Genomic DNA, 20,329 nt, shown 5'->3' on the forward strand with positions numbered 1-20,329 from the left:
AATTAGTGCATAATTACGACATCGGCAAACGTTTGACAAATTCCCCTCTAAAATGTCCAAGGCATATTCTTTCTCATTAAGTCCGGAATCTTCTGTCATATCGCCCTTTGGCAGAGCGTAATTCCGCCTTGAAATTGAGAAAGCGCTATTCGAGCCTGTGGACTCTTAACAGCACTTTAAACAGATTTTAGGAGGAAGCCAAATGGATAAAAAATACACTTTAAAAGATAAAATGAAAGCCGTCGGCCCTGGCATTTTGGTTGTTGGCTCATTTATCGGCCCCGGCACTATCACCAGCGCAACCCGTGCAGGCGCAGGCTATGGCTACGCACTGCTCTGGACCATCATCTTCTCGGTTATTGCTGTTGTAGTAATGCAGGAGATGGCAGCCCGACTGGGTATTGTTACCCAAAACGGTTTGGCAGAAGAGCTTGTAAAAGAGCTGGAAGGCCGTAAGTTCTTAAAGTATTTCATGGTCACCTTGGTTGCGGCCGCCATTTCTCTGGGCGGTGTTGCCTATATGAGCGGTGACCTCACCGGCACAGCCATTGGCATTTCTGCCATCACTGGCATCCCGTCCAAAATTGTTGCGCCGCTTTGGGGCCTCGGCGTTTTGCTGCTCGTCAGCAGGGGCAACGCAGTAAAATCACTTGAAAAGCTGCTTACTGTATGCGTTTCTATTATGGCTGTGGTTTTCGTTGTTACCATGATTATTGTAAAACCCGACCTTGGCGAGCTGATGCGCGGCGCGATTCCGACCGTTCCCGAAGGTGCGATTATGACCTGTGTGTCGATGATTGGCACCACGGTAGTTCCTTATAACATGTTCATCCATGCCACCAGCGCCCGCAAAACCTGGAAAGACCCCGGTATGCTGCCGCTCTCTAAGTTCGATATCAAAGTTTCTATGATCATCGGCGGCATCATCACCGGCTCGGTACTTATCACCGCAGGCACCGTAATGCGCGGCATGTCTGTTAACTCTGCTGCAGATATGGCCGTACAGCTGGAGCCGGTACTCGGCAGCCTGGCACAGCCCTTCCTTAGCATCGGCCTTGTGGCAGCAGGTATTTCCTCTGCGGTTATCACTCCGCTTGGCGTTTCTTACGTGCTGGCAGGCCTGTTTGGCTGGGGTATGGACAAAAGCGATAAACGCTTCCACTGGACCAACATCATCATCGTTGTCATCGGTATCATCGGTGCTGCAACCGGCTTTAACCCCATCACCATCATTATGGCCGCGCAGGCAGTCAATGGTGTGTTCCTGCCTATCATCGTGTTTACCGTTCTCTTCCTTGCCAGCCGTACCAGCGTGCTGGGCAAATATAAAAACACCTGGGTACAGAATCTGCTCGGTGGCGGCGTATTCTTGATCTCGCTCATCATCGGCATCAGCAGCATTCTTTCTCTCTTTTAATTAAAGCACAGCGTATTTTGAGTTTTGTGTTTAAGCCGCACCTAAACTACTTAAGCTGTTCCTTTAATACACACACTTTCTTTGAAGGAAAAAGCCCTTTGCGAAAAGCAAAGGGCTTTTTTCTGCAATATCGGTGTTGCGGGCCACCCGGGCAAAGAGAGCGATGCTAAGCAAGGTACTCTTCGATATAATGCGAGGCCACAGCGCCATCTGCTGCTGCGGTGACAATCTGCCGCAGCACCTTGGTGCGTACATCGCCGACGGCATAAACACCGGGCAGGCTGGTACGTGTGCTCTCGTCCGCGACAATATAGCCGGCATCATCCAGCTCGAGCTGGCCTTGGAACATAGCGGTGTTCGGCACACGGCCCACAGCAACAAAAATGCCCTCCGCCTCAATGCGGCGGGTTTCCCCGGTCTGCACATTTTTAACTACGACACCCTGTACTTTGGCATCATATAAAAACTCGGCGACTTGGCTGTTCCAGATAAACTCTACATTCTTCATCTTTTGCAGCGCATCAATATAAAGCCTGGTGGCACGCAGGCTGTCGCGGCGGTGTACCAGGTAAACTTTTTTGCAAAGTTTCGCGAGAAAAAGCGCATCTGCCGCAGCGGTATTGCCGCCGCCGACCACGACCACGGTTTTATCTTTGTACATTCTGCCGTCGCAGGTGGCGCAGTAGGTTACGCCGCGGCCGCGCAGCTCTTTTTCGTGGGCAACGCCCAGCTCACGCGGGGCAGCGCCGGTGGCAATAATCACCGCCCGGGCCTCAAAATCGCCTTCCGAAGTTTTCAGCAGCTTCGTATCGCCTGCAAGCTGCACCGAAGTAACATCGGCAATTTCGGTAACAGCGCCAAAACGCTCGGCCCCGCGCTGCATTTTTTCTGCGAGGTCAAACCCGTCCACAGTATCATCAAAGCCAGGATAGTTGTCAATTTCGTTTGTGGTGGACATCTGCCCGCCAGGAGCCAGCTGTTCCAGCACAGCGGTGGTAAAACCTGCACGTGCGCAGTAAAGCGCGGCAGAATATCCTGCAGGTCCGCCGCCGATAATCGCTATATCATATTGTTTCATTGCACGTTACCTCCGTTTATTTTTCCAGGCCCTGTTGTGAAAGCCACTCTTCTATTTTAGCTTTGGACTCCGGCGCGATGATGCCCTCGCCATGCGCGCCTTTTTGAAACAGCAGCAGGGTAGGAATCGTCTGCACGCCAAATTGTTCTGCCAGTTCAGGTGCATCGTCAATATTCAATTTTGCAACAGTAAGCTTGCTCGCATACTCCTCGGCAATCTTATCCAGCGCCGGTGCAATGCGGCGGCAGTAAACGCACCACGGTGCCCAAAAATCCAGCAATATCGGGCGCTCGGCGTTTTGTACTGCGGCGGCAAAATTTTCTTTGGTGATTTTTAAAATATCCATGCTGATGAATCCTCTCGATTATGATTATGATGGTATGATACCCGATTACCCCTAAAAAAACTGTGACACTGTCACATAAAGGAAAACAATGCAAAACAGGCAAAACCGTGGTATCATAGATAAGCACAAAGGAGGCGATTGCATGCAGGGCATTCTTACGCTGGACTTGCACGGCAAAAACCGATATCAGGCTAAGGTGGCCATCGACGCTGCGCTGCGCCGGGCGAAAGGCGTCTACCGCATTCGGCTGGTTCACGGCTGTCACGGCGGCACTGCGCTGCGGGATATGATCGCCGACGAATACAGCACCCGCCCCGGCATACTGCGGCTTGCGCCGGTCAACGACAGCATAACCGAGCTGATTTTGCGGGAGCTTTGAATCATAAAGGAATCAATTATCATGCAACAAAAAGAAACGATACTAAAACAATATTTCGGGTATGACAGCTTTCGCAGCGGCCAGGCAGAGATTATTGATGCAATGGCAGAAGGACGCGACCTGCTTGCCATTATGCCCACCGGTGCAGGTAAATCTATCTGCTACCAGGTGCCAGCACTGATGGACGAGGGGATTACCCTTGTGGTTTCGCCGCTTGTTTCTCTGATGAAAGACCAGGTAGGAGCGTTGTTGCAGGCAGGCGTGCGCGCGGCTTATATCAATAGCTCGCTGACACCCGGCCAGCAACAAGAGGCTTTGCGCCGTGCCATGATGGGCGCTTATAAAATTATCTATGTTGCGCCGGAGCGTTTATTGACTCCGGCTTTTTTGTGGTTTGCGGAAACGGCGGACATTCGCCGGGTTACGGTGGATGAAGCCCATTGTGTTTCACAGTGGGGGCAGGACTTTCGCCCCAGCTACCTTTCGGTGGCAGAGTTCATCGGCAAGCTTTCGCGTCGGCCGGTGCTGAGTGCGTTTACTGCTACTGCCACCGCCGGGGTGCGGCAGGATATTCTTGCGCTACTGGGGCTGGAAGAACCGCTGGTATATATGGCAGGCTACGACCGGCCTAACCTTGAGTTTTGTGTAGAGCAGCCCCGCAACAAAAACCTTGCGCTGCTGGGCCACCTGCGTGATTTTGGCGGTAAAAGCGGCATCGTTTATTGCTCTACCCGCAAGGCGGTAGAGGCGGTGTGTGAGTTTTTGCGCCAGCAGGGCATTGCGGCTACCCGTTATCATGCCGGGCTGGAGGATGCCGAGCGCCGCGCAAACCAGGACGACTTTTTGTACGACCGAGCAGAAGTGATGGTCGCTACCAATGCGTTTGGCATGGGCATTGATAAATCCAATGTCAGCTTTGTTATACATTATAATATGCCAAAGGATTTGGAGAGCTATTATCAGGAAGCTGGCCGCGCCGGGCGTGACGGAGAACCGGCGAAATGTATTCTGCTTTATAGCCCACAGGATGTAATTACCGGACGGTATTTTATTGAGCATGGGCGGGACGAAGAAGAAATGGACCCCGAAACCAGAGCCAAGGTGCAAGAGCAGGCGTCAGAGCGGCTGAAACGCATGACGTTTTATGCCACCACGACCGACTGCCTGCGCGGGTTTATTCTGCGGTATTTTGGCGAAACGGCTCCGTCCGAATGCGGCAATTGCTCCAACTGCAAAGACGGATTTGAAACAGTGGACATTGCCCCGGCTGCAAAGCAGGTTGTTCTATGTGTGGAGCAGCTGCACCGACTGGGCAGAGCATATGGCAAAAACGCACTGAGTGCTATTTTGCGTGCAGCACCCGGTGCCAAGGCAACTGCAGCCAGCACCGAGGCGTTTGGTACCCTTGCAGGATTAAGCGATGCTGCGCTGCGTGCGATACTCGACGCGTTGGTGCGCGAGGGCTACCTTGCAGTAGGCGAAGGCGAATACCCTGTGCTGGAAACCACCGAAAAAAGCGAAGAAGTCTTTTCTGGCGAATCGCTTACGGTTAAACTGAAAGTAGCAACGCGCAGAGCGGTGCGCGGCGAAAAAGCGCCCACAGAACAATCGGCAAACCCGGAGCTGCTGGCACAGCTGAAGGCGTTGCGGCTCTCGCTTGCACGCAGTGCAGGGGTACCGGCGTACGCGGTGTTTACCGATGCAACGCTGCGCGAAATTGCAACCCATCTGCCGCGCACCAATGCAGAATTTGCGGGTATTAAGGGTGTAGGCACTGTAAAATGCAATCGCTATGGCGAAGAGTTTACCGCTGCGGTACGGGAATATCTTGAAAAGAGTAATTAATACGGCAGTCTTTTAAAACTGCAAGCAGAAGAGTGTGCCTGCGAAAAGCAGTAACAAAACAGGCAAAAAATAGTTATGGCAGAAAGCTTGCTTTGTTGATAGTTCGATTGAGGATTCATGAACAGGGCAACGGCAGAAAAATTTTGATTTCCGCCAAAGTATTGCGCTTTCATGCAGTATCGCGCTATACTGAGGATTGTTATTGTTTAGGGCTTTGGAAAAATATTAAAAATATTGTCCAACCCGCTACGGGCAGCAGACCGCAAGAGGACGGTTTGTGTTTTGTAAAGGAGAAGGAAAATGGAATCTTCCAAGTTGAGCAAAAGTGGAAAAAGTAGCTTGCCCAAAATTTTGGGCTTGCCATTTTGGCTGTACTTAGTGGTTTTGGTGCTGGTGATTGCAATAACCGCACTGGATTGCCTCCCCGCAAATATGGTTGGAGCCTTTTTGTTTTTGATGGTATTGGGCGAAGGCATGGGCACGTTGGGCAACACAGTACCCGTTGTGAAAACCTATCTTGGTGGATCGGTTATCTGTATTTTTGGCGGTGCATTGATGACCCTGTGGGGCCTTGTGCCGGAAAATGCAATGGCCTTAATGGATGAGTTTGTCAACCGGCAGGGTTTTTTGATTCTTTACATCTCGGCCTTGATTACCGGCAGCTTGTTCAGCATTGATAAAAACCTTTTGCTGCGTGCTTCTGTAAAACTGCTGCCGTTGGCGGTGTTTTGCCTGATTGTCGGCGGCCTTTGCTGCGGGCTGCTGGGCGTATTTTTCGGCAACGGATTTTGGGATAATATTTTGTATGTACTGATGCCGATGACCAGCGGCGGAATGACAGCCGGCACTGTACCGCTTTCTTCTATTTATGCCACCCAGCTTGGGCTAGATGCCTCGGATATTCTGACACGTATGGCTCCGGCAACCGTTCTGGGCAACTGCATTGCGATTGTTGTAGCTGGCCTGCTGAACAACGCAGGTACCAAACACCCGAGCTGGACCGGCAACGGCCAGCTGGTAAACGATGGCCGCCCGGTGAAAAAAAGCGTGCCGAGCCCCGCGTCGGTAGCAAAGCTTTGCACCGGCCTGGTTATCTCACTGGCATTTTACGCATTGGGTCAGCTGCTGAACCGCTTTGTGCCGATTATTCCGATTTATGCGTGGATGATTATTGCGGTAGTAGTGGTGAAATGCATCGGTATTTTGCCAGAGCCGATTGAAGATGCAGCACGCCAGTGGGGCACCTTTGCCATTCACGGCTGGACAAATGCAGCACTGGTCGGCATCGGCATTACGCTGATTGACCTTGCGACGATTGCAAAAAATATGACCCCCGCATTTTTGATTACGGTGGTTGTGGTGGAACTTGTTATTATTGCCACCGCAGCATTTGCTGGTAAGCTAATCGGCTTCTTCCCGGTTGAAGCTGCTATTTCTGCCGGTATGTGTACCACCAACATGGGCGGCAGCGGCAACGTGGCAGTATTAAGCAGTGCACACCGCATGGAACTACTGCCCTTTGCGCAAATCGTTACGCGGTCCTGTGGGGCGTTGATGTTGACGCTGGGCGGTATATTGGTGCGTTTGGTAGGCTAAATTGTCTGCCGGTGTCCGCAACAGCAAACAGGAGGCAGGGAATGATAATCAAAATCAAAAAAGTATGCAATTGGCTGCTTGCATTGTTTTTGGCGATGGTAGGCTACCTGCTGCTTGCAATGTGGCGCGACTGGCCGTTTGGAACGGTGGGTATTTGTGCTTTTTTAGTACTCACAGTCACGGTACTGGTATTGATGCTGATTGTTGCGATTGCCGCAATTATTGCAGAGCTGCGCAGCAAAGGCTTTAGAAAATTTGCTTCCGGTTTTGCGGTTAGGATGTTTTCATTTGGGGGTGCACTGGTACTTGCAGGCGTTTGGAAGAAAAATTTTGAACTGGGGCCAGTGGTGCTGATGACAGTTTTGTTAAGCATAATTAATTACTATTACAGCCCCCCGCAGCCAAAAAAATAAAATAAAGCAAACAAAAAAACCGCATTGTAAAATGCGGTTTTTTTGCCAGTATGAAGAAACAGAAAAATCAGACGTTTTGGTCCACAGAAATGCCGGCTCGTTTTTCGCGAGACCATGCGACAAAACCGGCGACTGCCAGCGTACCGACGGCCAGCGCTGCCATGGCAAAACGCAGCCATCCCGAAGAAAACCAAATTGCAGGTACGATGATCAGCAGAAACGCCAGCAAACAGAGTACACCGTTTTCAATCCGGCGCACACGATGCTTTTTAGGTTCCATACAAATGCCTCCATGCATTGTTTACTTCGTTTTTATTATATTCACTTTAAAACCATTTGAAAAGAGCAATTTGTAAAAATTTTATGATTTTTTTGAAAAAACATTATGTTGTTTGTCTATTGTGCACATATTTTTATTTGTGTAACCAAAACGCCTACTATTTTTTTTAAAATGCTCATGTTATACTGTTTGCATAAGAACAAAACGCTCGAAAGGAGATCCTTTTATGGAAATTGCAAAGCTGGTAGAAAGCCAGCATGCTTATTTTAAAACGGGTGCAACCCGCCCTGTAGCGGCCCGGCTTGCGGCACTGCGACAGTTAGAGCAGGCCATTCGCCTGCATGAAAAAGAGATTTGCAACGCTTTGTGCAACGACCTTGGCAAAAGCGATTTTGAAAGCTATATGTGTGAAATAGGACTGGTGCTCGATGAGATTCGGTTCCAGCAAAAGCACATGGCCCGGTTTGCGCGGCCACGGCGGGTAAAAACCCCGATGGCCCAGTTTAAAGCGACCAGTTTTGTTTCGCCAGAGCCGTATGGCGTAGTGCTGGTAATGAGCCCATGGAATTACCCGTTTATGCTCACCCTTGACCCCGTGATTGGCGCAATTGCGGCAGGTAACTGCGTGGTCATCAAACCCAGTGCGTACAGCGCATCTACCAGTGATTTGCTGGGGCAGCTTTTTGCCGGGCTGTTTCAACAAGAATTCGTTGCAGTGGTACCCGGTGGAAGAGCGGAAAACACTGCGCTGCTGGAACAAAAGTTTGATTATATCTTTTTTACAGGCAGCGTAGAGGTTGGCAAGCTTGTCATGGAAAAAGCCTCCCGCAACCTTACGCCGGTTACGTTAGAGCTGGGCGGCAAAAGCCCCTGCATTGTGGACGAAACAGCAAACCTCAAGCTTGCGGCAAAACGCATTGCGTTTGGCAAATACCTCAACGTAGGCCAAACCTGTGTAGCGCCCGACTATCTTTTTGTGCACGAATCGGTGAAAGACCATCTGGTAGGCTACCTTAAAATGGCGATTACGGAATGCTATGGTGCAAAGCCGCTGGAAAACCGTGATTACGGCCGCATTGTCAACCAAAAGCATTTCGAGCGTATTTGTGGACTGATGGAGGGTGAAAAGATTCTTGCCGGTGGTGAAACACAGCCTGAAAAACTGCGCATTGCGCCGACCATCCTAGGCGATATTACCCCGGAAAGCCCTGTGATGCAGGAAGAGATTTTTGGCCCCATCCTGCCGGTGATGACCTACCGCGACCTTTCGGAGGTGGCAGATTACGTATGTGCCCACCCGAAACCGCTTGCTTTCTACTTCTTCACCACCAGCCGAGCGCATGAAGAGTATCTGCTTTCGCGCTGCAGTTTTGGCGGTGGATGCATTAATGATACCATCATTCATCTCGCGACCACTGCAATGCCGTTTGGCGGCGTGGGGGCAAGCGGGATGGGCAGCTACCACGGCAAGGCCAGTTTTGATACCTTTACCCATTATCGCAGCATCGTGAAAAAAGCGAACTGGGTGGATTTGCCGATTCGCTACCAGCCGTACGACGAGAAAAAAGAAAAACTGCTGCGCATGTTTTTACACTAAATGAAAGCGAGAAAATGAATGAACCAGTACAAACCGATGCTGCCCTACCTGGGCGTTGCAGCCGCAGCTTTCTATCTGCTGCCGCTGCTGATAAAAGACACCGGGCTTGCCATGCTGATGTTGCTTGTTATCATCCCGGCAGTTTGCCTTTTGGATGGCTTGTTTTATGGCCGAAAACATGGCTTTCAGCTGATGTTTCCCATCGCTTGCGGTATCCTTTTTGTACCGACGGTCTGGATTTATTACAACAGCAGCGCCAGCATTTACATTATGAGTTTTACCAGCTTTACAATGGCAGGCACCTATTTTGGCAGCCTGCTGCGTAAAAAATAAACGGATACAAGACCTTGCCATGTACATCTACGCTGAAATGGAGAACATAATGAAAATAAAAACAAAAAGAGCCATCATGAATTTGCTGCTGCTTGCAGGAGTGCTGTGGAATCTTTTGTGTCTTTTTCAGCTGCTTCCCCTTTCTCGGTTTTACCTCTCGGTGACTGCGGTCGGCGGTTACGCCGCAGTGGTGATTTTTCTGCCGCTGCTTTTCCCCACTTTTGCAAAAAGGGATGAAAAGTCGCGGCATTGGTCAGCGCTGACTCCGCAGGAGAAGCAAACCATGGGGATTATGTTGGTACTTGCATTTGCATGGTTTATTACACTAATGGCTTGTATCGTATATCCGCTGTAAAGCGGTGCGCATCAACGTCATTAAAAAATTGAAAAGCCGGGTCGCTGTCAGCGCCCGGCTTTTATTTTTTTCAAAATTTAAAAATGTGCAGAGTCATTTCATCTTGCCCTTAAAGCCCAAGTAATCAACAAAAATTTACAGCTTTGTTGAAAGATGGGGAAGCTGCGAAAAATAAACTAAGATGCGTGAGGCTGGGTGAGGCGTGCAGCCACCTCGCTGGCAACCAGCATAAGCCCAAAGAGAACCATTAAAAACCACGGAAACACGGTTACCGAAACCAGTTGTGCAAGCAGGCCCAGCAGCGGCGGCATTAAGGTGCTGCCGCAGTAGGCGGTGGCCATTTGCAGGCCCATCGCAGTCTGCGAGTTCGCTTCGCCAAAGCGTGCTGGGGTTTCGTGTATCATGCAAGGATAGACCGGTGCGCAGCCCAGTCCAATCAGCACTAGTGCCACTGCAGAAAAAACTGTCGGCAGAGGCAGCACCAGCATAACACATCCGGCAAGGGAGGTTAATCCACCGAGCCGAATCATTGCCGGGCAGGTAAGCCGATGCATCGCAAAGCCGGAGAAAAAGCGCCCTGCGGTAATGCCGGCGTAATACAGTGAAACCCACCCCGCAGCCTGTGCCGGCGCAACCCCCCGGCTGGCCACCAAAAAGCTGCTGGCCCAAAGGCCGCAGCCCAGCTCGGCACCACAGTAACAAAAAAAGGTGAGCAATGCGGCAGGCAACCCACGCAGCCGCAGGGCCTCGCGGTTAGAAACCGGCTCTGAGGTGGCAGCACTGCCGATTTCCTTTTTTTCGGTAACCTTTCGCCACAGCGGCAGAGAGAAGGTCAGCACAGCCACGAGCGCAAGCTGCAACAGACCAATGCTGCGAATGCCGGTGCGCCACCCTTGCGGACGGGCCAAAAACACCGAGAGCAGAATAGGCCCGGCAGTTGCGCCAAGTCCCCAAAAACAGTGCAGCCAGCTCATATGGTGTGCTTTATAATGCAGCGCAACAAAATTGTTTAGTGCGGCATCTACTGCACCAGCGCCAAGCCCAAGCGGTATGGCCATAATGCAAAGCCACCAGTAAGCAGGGGCAAAAGCGTAGCCCAGCAATGCGGCTGCGGTAAGCGCGGTAGAAATGGCCGTGACTTTACCGGTGCCGAAACGGCGGATTACACGCGCACTTACAAGGCTGGAAACAATAGTACCGGCAGTGACAATCATAGAAACCATGCCAGCGCCCGAAAGCGGCGCGCCAATATCAATCCGCAGCTGGGGCCATGCTGCACCAAGCAGCGAATCCGGCAGTCCCAGCCCGATAAAAGCAAGGTAAATCAAAACCAGCAGTATCGTCATAAGTTAGAGCCCTCCTAGCAAGCAACGATGCAGATCAAAGGCATCGGTATATCTTTCCCGAGTATAGCAAACGAGGAAGGACTTGTAAACCGCCGCAGCCCCGGCAGATTGCTTTTTTGCCGAAAGCATATATAATAAATGTATAGATTCTTCAAAGAAACGGAGCGTAAGATGCCCAATATTAAACTGATTTGTGTGGACCTTGACGGCACCCTGCTGATGGAAGACCACCACACAATCTCGCCAGCAAACATTGCAGCCATTGCAGCTGCAAATGCGGCGGGCATTCCGATAGTGCCTACCACGGGGCGCATCCTTACCCGGCTGCTTGACCAGCTGAAAGTGCTGCCACCGCTGCAATACGCCATTGTTGCCAACGGTGCCGAGGTGGTAGACGTAGCGGCAAGCCAAGTGCTGTATGGCAAATATATGAGCGCCGAGGCCACTGTCGCGCTACTGGATAAGCTATGGGCAGAAGAAGTGGCCCCGATGATTTACCAGCGTGATAAAATGTTGATGCAGCCGCGCGATTTTGCGTTGCTGGATACTTTTCCGGACGAGCGGGACCATTTACGGGCATTTATGCGCATCGGTGTTGAAGTGCCCGACCTGCGCGCGCATCTGCTGCGCAACCCCGATGGCATCTGCAAAATAAACGCCCCTTGTATTTTACCGGAAGAAAAACGCCAACGCCTGATGGCGGAGCTGCGAGAGATGAAACTGGCCGAGGTGACGACCTCAATGCCGCACAACATTGAATGCAACGCGCTTGGTGCCACAAAAGCAGACGGCATTGCCGCGCTTTGTGAAGTAATGGGCATTACACCGCAGCAGGTAATGGCAATCGGCGATGGAGAAAACGATATTGCGATGATGCACGCGGTGGGCTACCCCGTCGCCATGGGCAACGCGAAAGATCATATCCGCCGCGCCGCGGGCCATGTAACCGAAAGCAACCAAAACGACGGTGTGGCAATCGCCATACAAACGATACTGAAAGGCGGCGAGCTGCCGCTGTACCAATAGCCTCTGCTCACACTTTTGGGCGAGTCCACCCATCGCCAAAGGAGATACCAATGTCCGAAAGACCTGACCAAATGATTGAAAACCGGCAACCGCTACCGTGCTTTGCATGGGGACTTTGCTGTGTCCGTCTGGCAGAAAACGGCCCGCAGCTCAGCTATATTGTGCCGGGCCTTTCTGCCGTGCTGGATGGCGTAGCTGCCGGTACCGCGCTGGGCGAACTGGTCTATCCCGAGGATCTGCCGCTGCTGGAATGTACTTTTGCCGAAGGCGAAGAGATTTCGATGCGGCTGCGTATTCTGCAAAAAGCAGGCGGAGAGCCGCTGCCGGTGCAGTTTACCGGAGTGCGCCAGGGGCAGGATGTCTGGGGTGTAGTAAGCCCGGCAGGCAGCCCGCTGAGCGAGCAATACCAGCGCCTGCAGGAATGGTTTGGTGGTTTTCGTACCTTGCTGCGCGCAACCAGCCAGCAGGCATATGAGTGGGACATCCGTTCGGGCAATCTGCAGGAGGCAGGTTATCAATCGATTTTCTGGCGCGAGATGATGCGTGCAGAGCCGTTGCTTGCAGTCGACGAAGATGGCCTGCCCTCTGCGCAGAACATTTACCCGCCGGATCAGCACGCCTTTCGGCAGCTGCATGAAAGTGTACGCGAAGGCGGTGCCGGCGGCACCATTGAGCTGCGTATGCGCACCGGATATGGTGTTTACCGCTGGTGCCGGCTCACGCTCAACACCCTGTACAACGAAGCGGGCAGCCCAATGAAAGCGGTGGGGTTGCTAAGCGATATTGAATACGAAAAGCGCGCCGCCATCGCGATGGAAATGCGTGCCCAAAAAGACGGACTCACCGGCATCTACAACGGCGAGGCTTTTCGCGAGCGGATGGAAGCAGAATTGCTGCGCCGCAGCGGAACCCGCATGGTGTTCTGCACGCTGCAAATCGACAGTTATCCGCAGTTGCTTGCGCGGCTGGGCTGGATACAAACCCGCGGATTTTTGGTCCACGCAGCTACCCGTTTGGTGCAGCTGGCCGGGCCGGATGCCACAGTGGGGCGTATTGGCGAGCGAACTTTTGGTTTGCTCTTGCCGGTGCGCAGCGCAAAGCAGGCAGCAGAGTTTGCTGCACAGTGCTGCAAAGAGCTGCGGCAGTCAGTGGATGAAGGCATGCAAAAGATTTCGTCCACAGCCAGTGTAGGCTACGTTGTGGTGCCGCCGAAAGGTGCCGAAATGGCGGATGTGCTACATGCGGCAGACCTTGCACTTGGCAAGGCAACTGCAACAGGGGATACCGTTGTGGCCTACACCAAAGCGCTGGTAGGTGGCCCAGTGGCAGGTCTGCGCATTCACGGTGTAGAGGACAGCGGCGATTTTGACGATAACCTGCTGTTTACTTTTTTTGAGAGATTGTACCAGGACCAGGACGCTGACCGCGCCGTAAGCCAGGTGCTGATGATGGCGGGCGAGCATTATAATGCCTCCCGTGCGTTTGTTTATCAGGTAGACGAAGAAGATCCATCGCTGTGCCATTTGCTGTTTGACTGGTGTGCCCAAGGTATAGAGCCGCTGCGCCCCACCGAGCGGGTGAGCGATTTAATGCCGATACAGGAAGAACCTTTTACCGACGGCAAATTTTTGTGCGAAGAGGTTGATGCTCTGCCGGAAAACCTTCAGCGCCTGCTGAAAAAGCGAAAAGTGCAGATGGTGTTCCAGGTCGGGGCATATCAAGACGGTGTACTGCGTGCGATTATCGGCTTTCACAGCTGCGCGCGTACCCGGCTTTGGAACAGCAACGAAAAGCAATCACTGGCACTGACAGCAAAGCTGCTGGGACCGTTTTTGCTGCGCGTTTATTACAAAGAGCGGGCCCGCCGCCGAGACCCGTTAACCGGATTGCCGCTCTATGGGCAGTTCCGCCAGACTGCTGCGCGCCGGCTGCTCGCAGCGGAGGACGCATCTTGGCAGCTTCTGATGCTGGACGTAGTGCGCTTTCGCGATATCAATGAGCTGTTTGGTACCAATGTCGGTGACCAGATTTTGCTGCGTTTTGCACGCCAACTGCGCATGAAACTGACAGACGGCGAACTTGCTTGCCGGCTTACCGCGAACCGCTACGCGCTTTTGCTGCGGCGTAAACCCGGCGTTTCGGCACGTGACCGCATTGAAATGCTGATGATGAGTTTTGAGCCGATACGGCTTTCTTTAATTGGCACCCACAGTTTTAATCTCGTGACAGGTGTGGTGGACGCCGTAGCTGAGGAACCCGTGGACACATTGATGGAGAAGGCAAAAATTGCTTGTCGCAAAGCAAAAGAAAGCGGCGTGCCAGTCGTTTACTATGGTGCAGAACAGAGCAGAATGTATGCACTGCGGCAAAAGATAGAAGAAAACCAGCAGGACGCACTGAAAAATAAAGAGTTTGAGCTTTATCTTCAGCCGAAATATGCGGCGGCAGACCATGCCGTAACTGGCGCGCGCGCCTGGGTGAGGTGGAACAACCGCAGTGCCGGGCAACTGCTTACCTCGCAGTTTTTGCCGGTGTTTCAAGAAAACGGTTTTGTGCTGGACCTCGATTATGAGCTGATTGACCAGATTTGCGGTGCACTTGCCAGCTGGCCAGAAAAAAGGCAGGTTCCGGTTTCTCTGCGTATTGACCGGCTTCATTTTGCAATGTCAGATTTTATCCCGCGGCTTTGCGCTATCTGTGAAAAGCACAAGGTGCCGCGCAGCCTGGTTTGCCTGGAAGTGCCAGAAAACGTGTTTACGGGTGACAAGGTGCGGCTGGCCCGCACCATGCGGGAGCTGAAGCGGCAAGGCTTTTTGCTGCTGCTTGGCGGCTTTGGCAGTGGGTGGTCTTCGCTGGATACGCTCACCGGCTACCCGTTTGACGCACTGCGTCTGGACTCCAGTTTTTTTGGCCCGGATGCGGGCAAGAAAAAATTGATTGCAGAGAGTATTTGCAAAATGGCAAACACCCTCGGGCTGCGGCTTTCTGCCGAGGATGTGCAGACGGAAGAGCAAGCAGATTTTCTGCGCAGCATCGGTGTAGATGAGCTGCAGGGCGATTTGTATACCACAACGCTCTCGGCAGAAGAGTTCCGCCGCAGCATCATCGACCACAAGGGCTGAATACAGAATTTTTGTCCATAAGCACTGCGGCAAGCACCGCGCGAAACAACACGCATGGCCGCAACCGCTACTTTATGCTCTTTGGCATGCATAGAAAATAAAAGAGACAAAGTTTATAAAACTTTTTAAGCGTTGTCTGTATACCCTGCGTGCCAAAGCATCCCCATTTTGTAAAAGATAAGCGGCGCGCTTTTCAAGAAAGGAATGGCCTCTAACAATGGAACCTATCGTGAAAGAATTGATTGATTTTATCGCAGCGGCGCCAACGTCGTTTCATGCGGTGGCACAAGCAGCAGAAATGCTGAAAGCCGAAGGATTTATACCGATGGCAGAGAGTGCCCGCTGGAAACTTGTGCCGGGCGGCAGATACTATGTCACCCGCAACTGTTCAACCATCGCGGCCTTTACGGTGCCGCTGGAAGGCTGGGGCCCGGCCAAAATTACCGCAAGCCATGGTGATGCGCCAGGCTATAAAATCAAAGAAAATGGCGAGCTGCTGATTCGTGACCAGTACACCGTGCTCAATACCGAGGGTTACGGCGGGATGATCTGCTCCAGCTGGCTCGACCGCCCGCTTTCTATCGCAGGGCGGGTGCTGGTGCGTACCGAGCAGGGAATTGAAGCAAAACTTTTCGCCATCGACCGCGACCTGCTGCTGATTCCCAGTGTTGCCATCCACATGAACCGCGAAGTAAACTGTGGGTACAAATATAATGCCCAAGTAGATATGCTGCCGCTGTACGGCAGTGCCGCCGCAAAAGGCAGCTTAATGCAACAGGTAGCAGAGGCCGCAGGTACTACGCCAGAGCAGATTGTCACATCGGATTTGCTGCTGTATAACCGCATGCTCGGCACGGTGTTGGGCGCTGACGGCGAGTTTATTGCCGCGCCCCGCATGGATGACCTTGGCTGTGTTTATGGCACGCTGAAAGGTTTTTTACAGGCCCGCCATGAAGGACTGTGCCTCTGGTGCATGTTTGATAACGAAGAGGTTGGCAGTACCACCAAACAGGGTGCCTGCTCCACTTTTTTGGCTGATCTGCTGCGGCGCGTTTGCACCGGCCTTGGTGGCGACCACGAAGATTACCATGCTGCGCTTGCCTCCAGCCTGCTGGTTTCGGCAGACAATGCACACGCTGTCCATCCGAACCACCCCGAGTACTCCGACGCTTCTAACCCGGTGTTTCTGAACGAGGGTGTCGTAATCAAATACAACGCAAACCAAAAGTATACAACAGATGCTGTTTCGGCGGCGCTTTTTCGCACCATTTGCGCACGTGCAGAGGTGCCGGTGCAAACCTTTGCCAACCGCTCGGATTTGCCGGGCGGAAGCACGCTGGGGAACCTCTCTAACACCCAGGTTTCGCTCAATGCGGTGGATATCGGTTTGCCGCAGCTTGCGATGCATTCTTCTTACGAAACCGCGGGTACGAAGGATTTGACTGCGCTGGTGCAGGTAAGCCGCGCACTTTACGAAACAAAGCTGCATGCGGTGGCCGACGGCTGCTATTGCCTGTAAAAAAGAGCAAAAAGAAAACGGCCAGTCTCATTGAGAGACCGGTCGTTTTTTGAATGTGCAAGAAAAACATAGAGGTGCTGCGTGTAAGGAACAAATCAGTCTTCGCAGCAGGCCATCTGGTAGCGATTGGCTGCATCTTTGAGACAGGCAATCAGCGGCTTTTGCGTGAAGGCAAAATAACGGGTGCGGATAGAATCTTCGATTTCGTCCAGGTCGCGCACCAGGCTTTTGCCCACGAAAAGGTCGGCCGCGAAGCGGCAGGTAACATCAAGAATTGTATTGCATGCGAGGTCCAAAATGATTCCGGTGGCTTTTTCCACCACAAGGCTGATGTAAAACTCGCCATGCACCGTGTAGATGGCATCATCTTTGCCGGGTTTGGCATGTCCTACAATCAGCACAGTATTTTCGGGATAGTTCATAGTTTCCTCCGCGTTTTTTGTGTTTTCTAACAATATACCACGGAAACACCTTTTTTAAAAGGGCAACCTGTAAAAATCGCTTGACTTTACAAAGATTTTTCAGTATGATACGCATAGATTCTTTTGTTTATCGGGAGGCCTGCCCGGCACATCCCACAATAAGCAAGATCCACGAATCACACGGTGTAGGTTCGGTGGGTCTTTTTTTATTGCCTTCCAACGCTTTGCCGAGCCCAAGCCCAAAAGGGTAAAATGAAAGGAAGACAGTGTGATGAATTACTATCAGCAACTTCAGCTGCTGCTTTGCCAGGACCTCGGCGGCCGCGGATTGATCTCTGCGGTAAAAGCGTTGCCTCTTGCAGAAGTGCAGCGTTCGCTTGCGGGCGCAAAGCGTGCCCTTATTGTAACCGGATTCCCCGTAGACTGTGCCGAGCGCGGTGTGCGCGCCGAAACAGACGGCCCCATTGGCGCAGCACACCTGGCGGCAGCATTGATGCGCTGCGGTGTGCAGGTAAAAGTTGTAACCGATGCGCCTAACGCAGTTGTCGTAAAGGCTGCGCTTGCACAGCGTGCGCCAGAAGCTGATTTGATAGTAATGCCTGCCACCGACTCTACTGCCTTTTCAGCACAGTTGCTTCAAACATTTGCACCGACCCACCTGATTGCGATTGAGCGCCCGGGCAAAGCTGCTGACGGGCATTATCATAATATGCGCGGCGAGGTCATCGACCGCATGGTAACCGATACCGATACGCTGTTTGCACAGGCAAAAGCCGCTCAAGTTACCACCATTGCGGTAGGCGATGGCGGCAACGAGCTGGGCATGGGCAGCTACGCTGATGCAATAGCGCGCCTTGTACCGCACGGAGAAAAGGTTTGTGCGGCACTGGTGTCAGACCATACACTGGTGTCTGGTGTATCCAACTGGTGGGGCTGGGGCATTGCATCGCTGCTTTCGCTGGTGGCCCAAAAAAATCTGCTGCCGACGGATGAGCAGGAGGCTTTGCTGCTGGAAACCATAGTGCTTACCGGTGCTGTGGATGGTTGCACCAAGTGCTCTGCGCTTACGGTGGATGCTTTGCCGATGGAACGGCATATTGCCCTGCTGCGCCAGCTGCGCACAATTACCGAAGCTGCTCTTGCGCCCTGCCGTAAGGGTGCATAAACGTTATCCTGTAAAAATTTTAGAAAAATGATATACAAAAGAACAGCGCGAACGGGCAGCCGAAAGCGCTGTTCTTTTTCTTCTTACAATGATATGGCATATTTAAGGCTGTAATTTGATGTAAAGTATTTGGCTTGTTTGTCGGATTTTTCGCTAAAACTTGATATTTTTTTGTATTTTCTATATAATCAAAACCAGAACTTGTTTTGGAGCCATGCACTTTTGCAATGGGTCGGCAGGTTGAGATATAGATAGGGGGACATCAAATGGCAGCAGGCATTGAACTGCAAATTGCACAGAAACAAAAGCTAATCATGAACCAGCAAATGCGGCAGGCACTTGAAGTGCTGCGCATGCCTTTGGCTGAACTGCAGGATTATTTGACCTGTGCTGCTAACGAAAACCCGCTTTTAGAGCTGGAATACCCCCAATCGCAAGAGCGGCCAGAGCCACTTTTTGCGCCGGAAACAGAGGAGATTCGCTGGTCTACACAATATAAAACCGGTACAGACCGTCACGGGCAAAGTGAGGCCCAAATAGAGGACCCTTTTGCCGGAATGATAAGTGAAGAGACGTTTACCGATATGCTGTGCCGGCAGATTACAGAAGAAGCGGCGCTGCCCTTAGAGTTGCGGCAGCATTGCCTGTATATCGCACAGTCTTTAAACCCGCGTGGCTATCTGCCCCAAACCGCAGAAGAGCTGGCAGAGGAGCTGGGTATCTCGGTATTTAATGCCGAGCAGGCGATTTATGCCGTGCAAAGCCTTTCGCCCACCGGCGTAGGTGCGCGTAATCTGCAAGAATGTTTGGTGCTGCAACTGGTAGAAAGCACTGATTTTAACGAGTATACGCTGAAAATTATCCGCGAAGGGCTGGAGCTGCTGGGCAGCAACCAGTATGCAAAGCTTGCGAAACTGCTGGGGCTGCCACAGGCCGAAACACTGCGCTGGTGTGATGCCGTACGTCGGCTGAACCCCATCCCCAGCCGCGGGTATCCCTCCGGCAGCGGCAGCCAATATGTCATACCTGAAGCCGAAGTGCTCAAAGAAAACGGGGAACTGGTGATTCGCTATTATGAAGAAGCGTTGCCCAAGCTGGTGGTGCAGCAAGAATATTGCAGCATGATAAAAACCGTGCGGGATGAAGAAACGCGAGAATACTTAAAGAAAAACCGCAACAAGGCGCAGGAGCTTTTGGGTAACCTGCACCAGCGTACCGATACAATTTTGCGCATTTTACGAGAAGTGGTAGCATGGCAGCGCAATTATTTTGAAACCGGTGCAGCTGCATTAGAGCCGATGACCATTACCGACCTTGCCGAAAAGTTGGAACTGAGCCCCAGCACCGTAAGCCGGGCGGTAAGCGGTAAATATATCGTTTGCAAAAATGGCACGGTAGCGCTGCGCAGCCTGTTTACCGCAAAACTGACAGGCTTTGGCGAAACTGCTGTGAGCACCGGGGCGGTAAAAGAACGTCTGCGTCAGCTGATAGGCAACGAAAATAAACAAAAGCCGCTTTCGGACGAAGCAATCCGCCAGCGCATGGAGGCACTGGGCACTCCTATTTCCCGTCGCACGGTTGCGAAATATCGTGAAGAGCTCGGAATTCCCGCAGCCTTTGCGCGCAAGGTGCCTTCAATATAAACCATCAAAACTCCGCAGGCTGCGATAGGGCTGCGGAGTTTTTTTGTGCAATTATTGTCTTGTATACTTGACATAATATAAAGTTTATATTACAATTTGTCGTACATAATAGTGCTGCAAAGGAGTTATTGGAGATGGATAGAGAAGAAATTTTGCGCCGCAACAAACAAACCCAGCAGGACGAGGGCGAAAAATTCATAGAAGACCGTTCGCGCAGAATGGGAGAAATCGGCCTTGGTATCTTTTTTATTTTGCTATGGGTCTATAAAACTTGGAAAGGCCTGCCCGGGCAAGACTTACTGGCACTTTTTTGGGGCTATTTAGGGCTGGGCTATATAGAAAAATACCGCTATTACAAAACAACTTCCAGTCTGGTTTCTGCCATCTGCGGCATGATTGCCGCAGTGGCGTTTGCGCTGAGCTACGTGATTGTGACATGGTGATAAA

19 protein-coding genes are annotated in these 20,329 nt (G+C 51.9%); 14 read left to right on the plus strand and 5 right to left on the minus strand.

Annotation, left to right across the window (positions count from 1 at the left end; genetic code table 11):
- Positions 1–202: 202 nt before the first annotated feature.
- Complete coding sequence (locus C1A11_RS11545) at positions 203–1,417, plus strand: Nramp family divalent metal transporter (protein ID WP_102050600.1); 1,215 nt, start codon at positions 203–205, stop codon at positions 1,415–1,417.
- A 166-nt stretch (positions 1,418–1,583) separates the two neighbouring features.
- On the opposite strand, the gene trxB is transcribed toward C1A11_RS11545, so the two are convergent.
- Positions 1,584–2,495: a thioredoxin-disulfide reductase gene (trxB, locus tag C1A11_RS11550; RefSeq protein WP_102050601.1), complete on the minus strand. Its 912-nt coding sequence runs from the start codon at positions 2,493–2,495 to the stop codon at positions 1,584–1,586.
- A 16-nt stretch (positions 2,496–2,511) separates the two neighbouring features.
- Positions 2,512–2,841, minus strand: coding sequence for a thioredoxin (trxA, locus tag C1A11_RS11555; RefSeq protein WP_102050602.1), 330 nt, complete (start codon positions 2,839–2,841; stop codon positions 2,512–2,514).
- A 142-nt stretch (positions 2,842–2,983) separates the two neighbouring features.
- On the opposite strand from trxA, the gene C1A11_RS11560 reads away from it, so the two are divergent.
- The 4 genes from C1A11_RS11560 to C1A11_RS11575 all read left to right on the plus strand — a co-directional run bounded on the left by C1A11_RS11560 (position 2,984) and on the right by C1A11_RS11575 (position 7,074).
- The gene (locus C1A11_RS11560) at positions 2,984–3,220 is read left to right on the plus strand and encodes a Smr/MutS family protein (RefSeq protein ID WP_102051082.1); all 237 of its coding nucleotides are present in this window, start codon (positions 2,984–2,986) and stop codon (positions 3,218–3,220) included.
- A gap of 21 nt (positions 3,221–3,241) precedes the next feature.
- Positions 3,242–5,065, plus strand: coding sequence for a DNA helicase RecQ (gene recQ, locus C1A11_RS11565; protein WP_102050603.1), 1,824 nt, complete (start codon positions 3,242–3,244; stop codon positions 5,063–5,065).
- Between the two features lie 300 nt (positions 5,066–5,365).
- Entirely contained in the window at positions 5,366–6,661 is a 1,296-nt protein-coding gene (locus C1A11_RS11570; protein WP_102050604.1) for a 2-hydroxycarboxylate transporter family protein, read from the plus strand.
- Positions 6,662–6,702: 41 nt separating this feature from the next.
- On the plus strand, positions 6,703–7,074 hold the full coding sequence (locus C1A11_RS11575; RefSeq protein ID WP_102050605.1) for a hypothetical protein: 372 nt from the start codon (positions 6,703–6,705) through the stop codon (positions 7,072–7,074).
- A 67-nt stretch (positions 7,075–7,141) separates the two neighbouring features.
- On the opposite strand, the gene C1A11_RS11580 is transcribed toward C1A11_RS11575, so the two are convergent.
- Positions 7,142–7,354 carry a hypothetical protein gene (locus tag C1A11_RS11580; RefSeq protein ID WP_102050606.1) on the minus strand — a complete coding sequence of 71 codons (213 nt, stop codon included), beginning with the start codon at positions 7,352–7,354 and terminating at the stop codon, positions 7,142–7,144.
- A 226-nt stretch (positions 7,355–7,580) separates the two neighbouring features.
- On the opposite strand from C1A11_RS11580, the gene C1A11_RS11585 reads away from it, so the two are divergent.
- From C1A11_RS11585 to C1A11_RS11595, 3 genes are read left to right on the plus strand one after another with little or no spacing between them, the layout of a single operon-like run.
- Positions 7,581–8,951: an aldehyde dehydrogenase gene (locus C1A11_RS11585; RefSeq protein ID WP_102050607.1), complete on the plus strand. Its 1,371-nt coding sequence runs from the start codon at positions 7,581–7,583 to the stop codon at positions 8,949–8,951.
- Between the two features lie 18 nt (positions 8,952–8,969).
- Complete coding sequence (locus C1A11_RS11590) at positions 8,970–9,284, plus strand: hypothetical protein (protein ID WP_102050608.1); 315 nt, start codon at positions 8,970–8,972, stop codon at positions 9,282–9,284.
- A gap of 49 nt (positions 9,285–9,333) precedes the next feature.
- On the plus strand, positions 9,334–9,639 hold the full coding sequence (locus C1A11_RS11595) for a hypothetical protein (protein ID WP_180950339.1): 306 nt from the start codon (positions 9,334–9,336) through the stop codon (positions 9,637–9,639).
- 176 nt (positions 9,640–9,815) lie between these two features.
- Here C1A11_RS11595 and C1A11_RS11600 read toward each other — a convergent pair whose 3' ends face one another.
- On the minus strand, positions 9,816–10,985 hold the full coding sequence (locus C1A11_RS11600) for an MFS transporter (RefSeq protein ID WP_102050610.1): 1,170 nt from the start codon (positions 10,983–10,985) through the stop codon (positions 9,816–9,818).
- A gap of 171 nt (positions 10,986–11,156) precedes the next feature.
- On the opposite strand from C1A11_RS11600, the gene C1A11_RS11605 reads away from it, so the two are divergent.
- From C1A11_RS11605 to C1A11_RS11615, 3 genes are all read left to right on the plus strand, one after another.
- Positions 11,157–12,011 carry a Cof-type HAD-IIB family hydrolase gene (locus C1A11_RS11605; protein ID WP_180950340.1) on the plus strand — a complete coding sequence of 285 codons (855 nt, stop codon included), beginning with the start codon at positions 11,157–11,159 and terminating at the stop codon, positions 12,009–12,011.
- A 50-nt stretch (positions 12,012–12,061) separates the two neighbouring features.
- The gene (locus tag C1A11_RS11610) at positions 12,062–15,133 is read left to right on the plus strand and encodes an EAL domain-containing protein (protein ID WP_102050612.1); all 3,072 of its coding nucleotides are present in this window, start codon (positions 12,062–12,064) and stop codon (positions 15,131–15,133) included.
- Between the two features lie 217 nt (positions 15,134–15,350).
- The gene (locus C1A11_RS11615; protein ID WP_102050613.1) at positions 15,351–16,652 is read left to right on the plus strand and encodes a M18 family aminopeptidase; all 1,302 of its coding nucleotides are present in this window, start codon (positions 15,351–15,353) and stop codon (positions 16,650–16,652) included.
- Between the two features lie 95 nt (positions 16,653–16,747).
- Here C1A11_RS11615 and C1A11_RS11620 read toward each other — a convergent pair whose 3' ends face one another.
- Positions 16,748–17,074: a DUF3870 domain-containing protein gene (locus tag C1A11_RS11620; RefSeq protein ID WP_102051083.1), complete on the minus strand. Its 327-nt coding sequence runs from the start codon at positions 17,072–17,074 to the stop codon at positions 16,748–16,750.
- 271 nt (positions 17,075–17,345) lie between these two features.
- Between C1A11_RS11620 and C1A11_RS11625 the strand changes: the two genes are divergently transcribed.
- From C1A11_RS11625 to C1A11_RS11635, 3 genes are all read left to right on the plus strand, one after another.
- Positions 17,346–18,239: a DUF4392 domain-containing protein gene (locus C1A11_RS11625; RefSeq protein WP_102050614.1), complete on the plus strand. Its 894-nt coding sequence runs from the start codon at positions 17,346–17,348 to the stop codon at positions 18,237–18,239.
- Positions 18,240–18,505: 266 nt separating this feature from the next.
- Entirely contained in the window at positions 18,506–19,882 is a 1,377-nt protein-coding gene (gene rpoN, locus C1A11_RS11630) for an RNA polymerase factor sigma-54 (RefSeq protein WP_102050615.1), read from the plus strand.
- Positions 19,883–20,016: 134 nt separating this feature from the next.
- Positions 20,017–20,325: a DUF6442 family protein gene (locus C1A11_RS11635; protein ID WP_102050616.1), complete on the plus strand. Its 309-nt coding sequence runs from the start codon at positions 20,017–20,019 to the stop codon at positions 20,323–20,325.
- Positions 20,326–20,329 lie beyond the last annotated feature (4 nt).

The sequence above is a fragment of the Pygmaiobacter massiliensis genome, assembly GCF_900199435.1.
GTDB lineage: Bacteria > Bacillota > Clostridia > Oscillospirales > Ruminococcaceae > Pygmaiobacter > Pygmaiobacter massiliensis.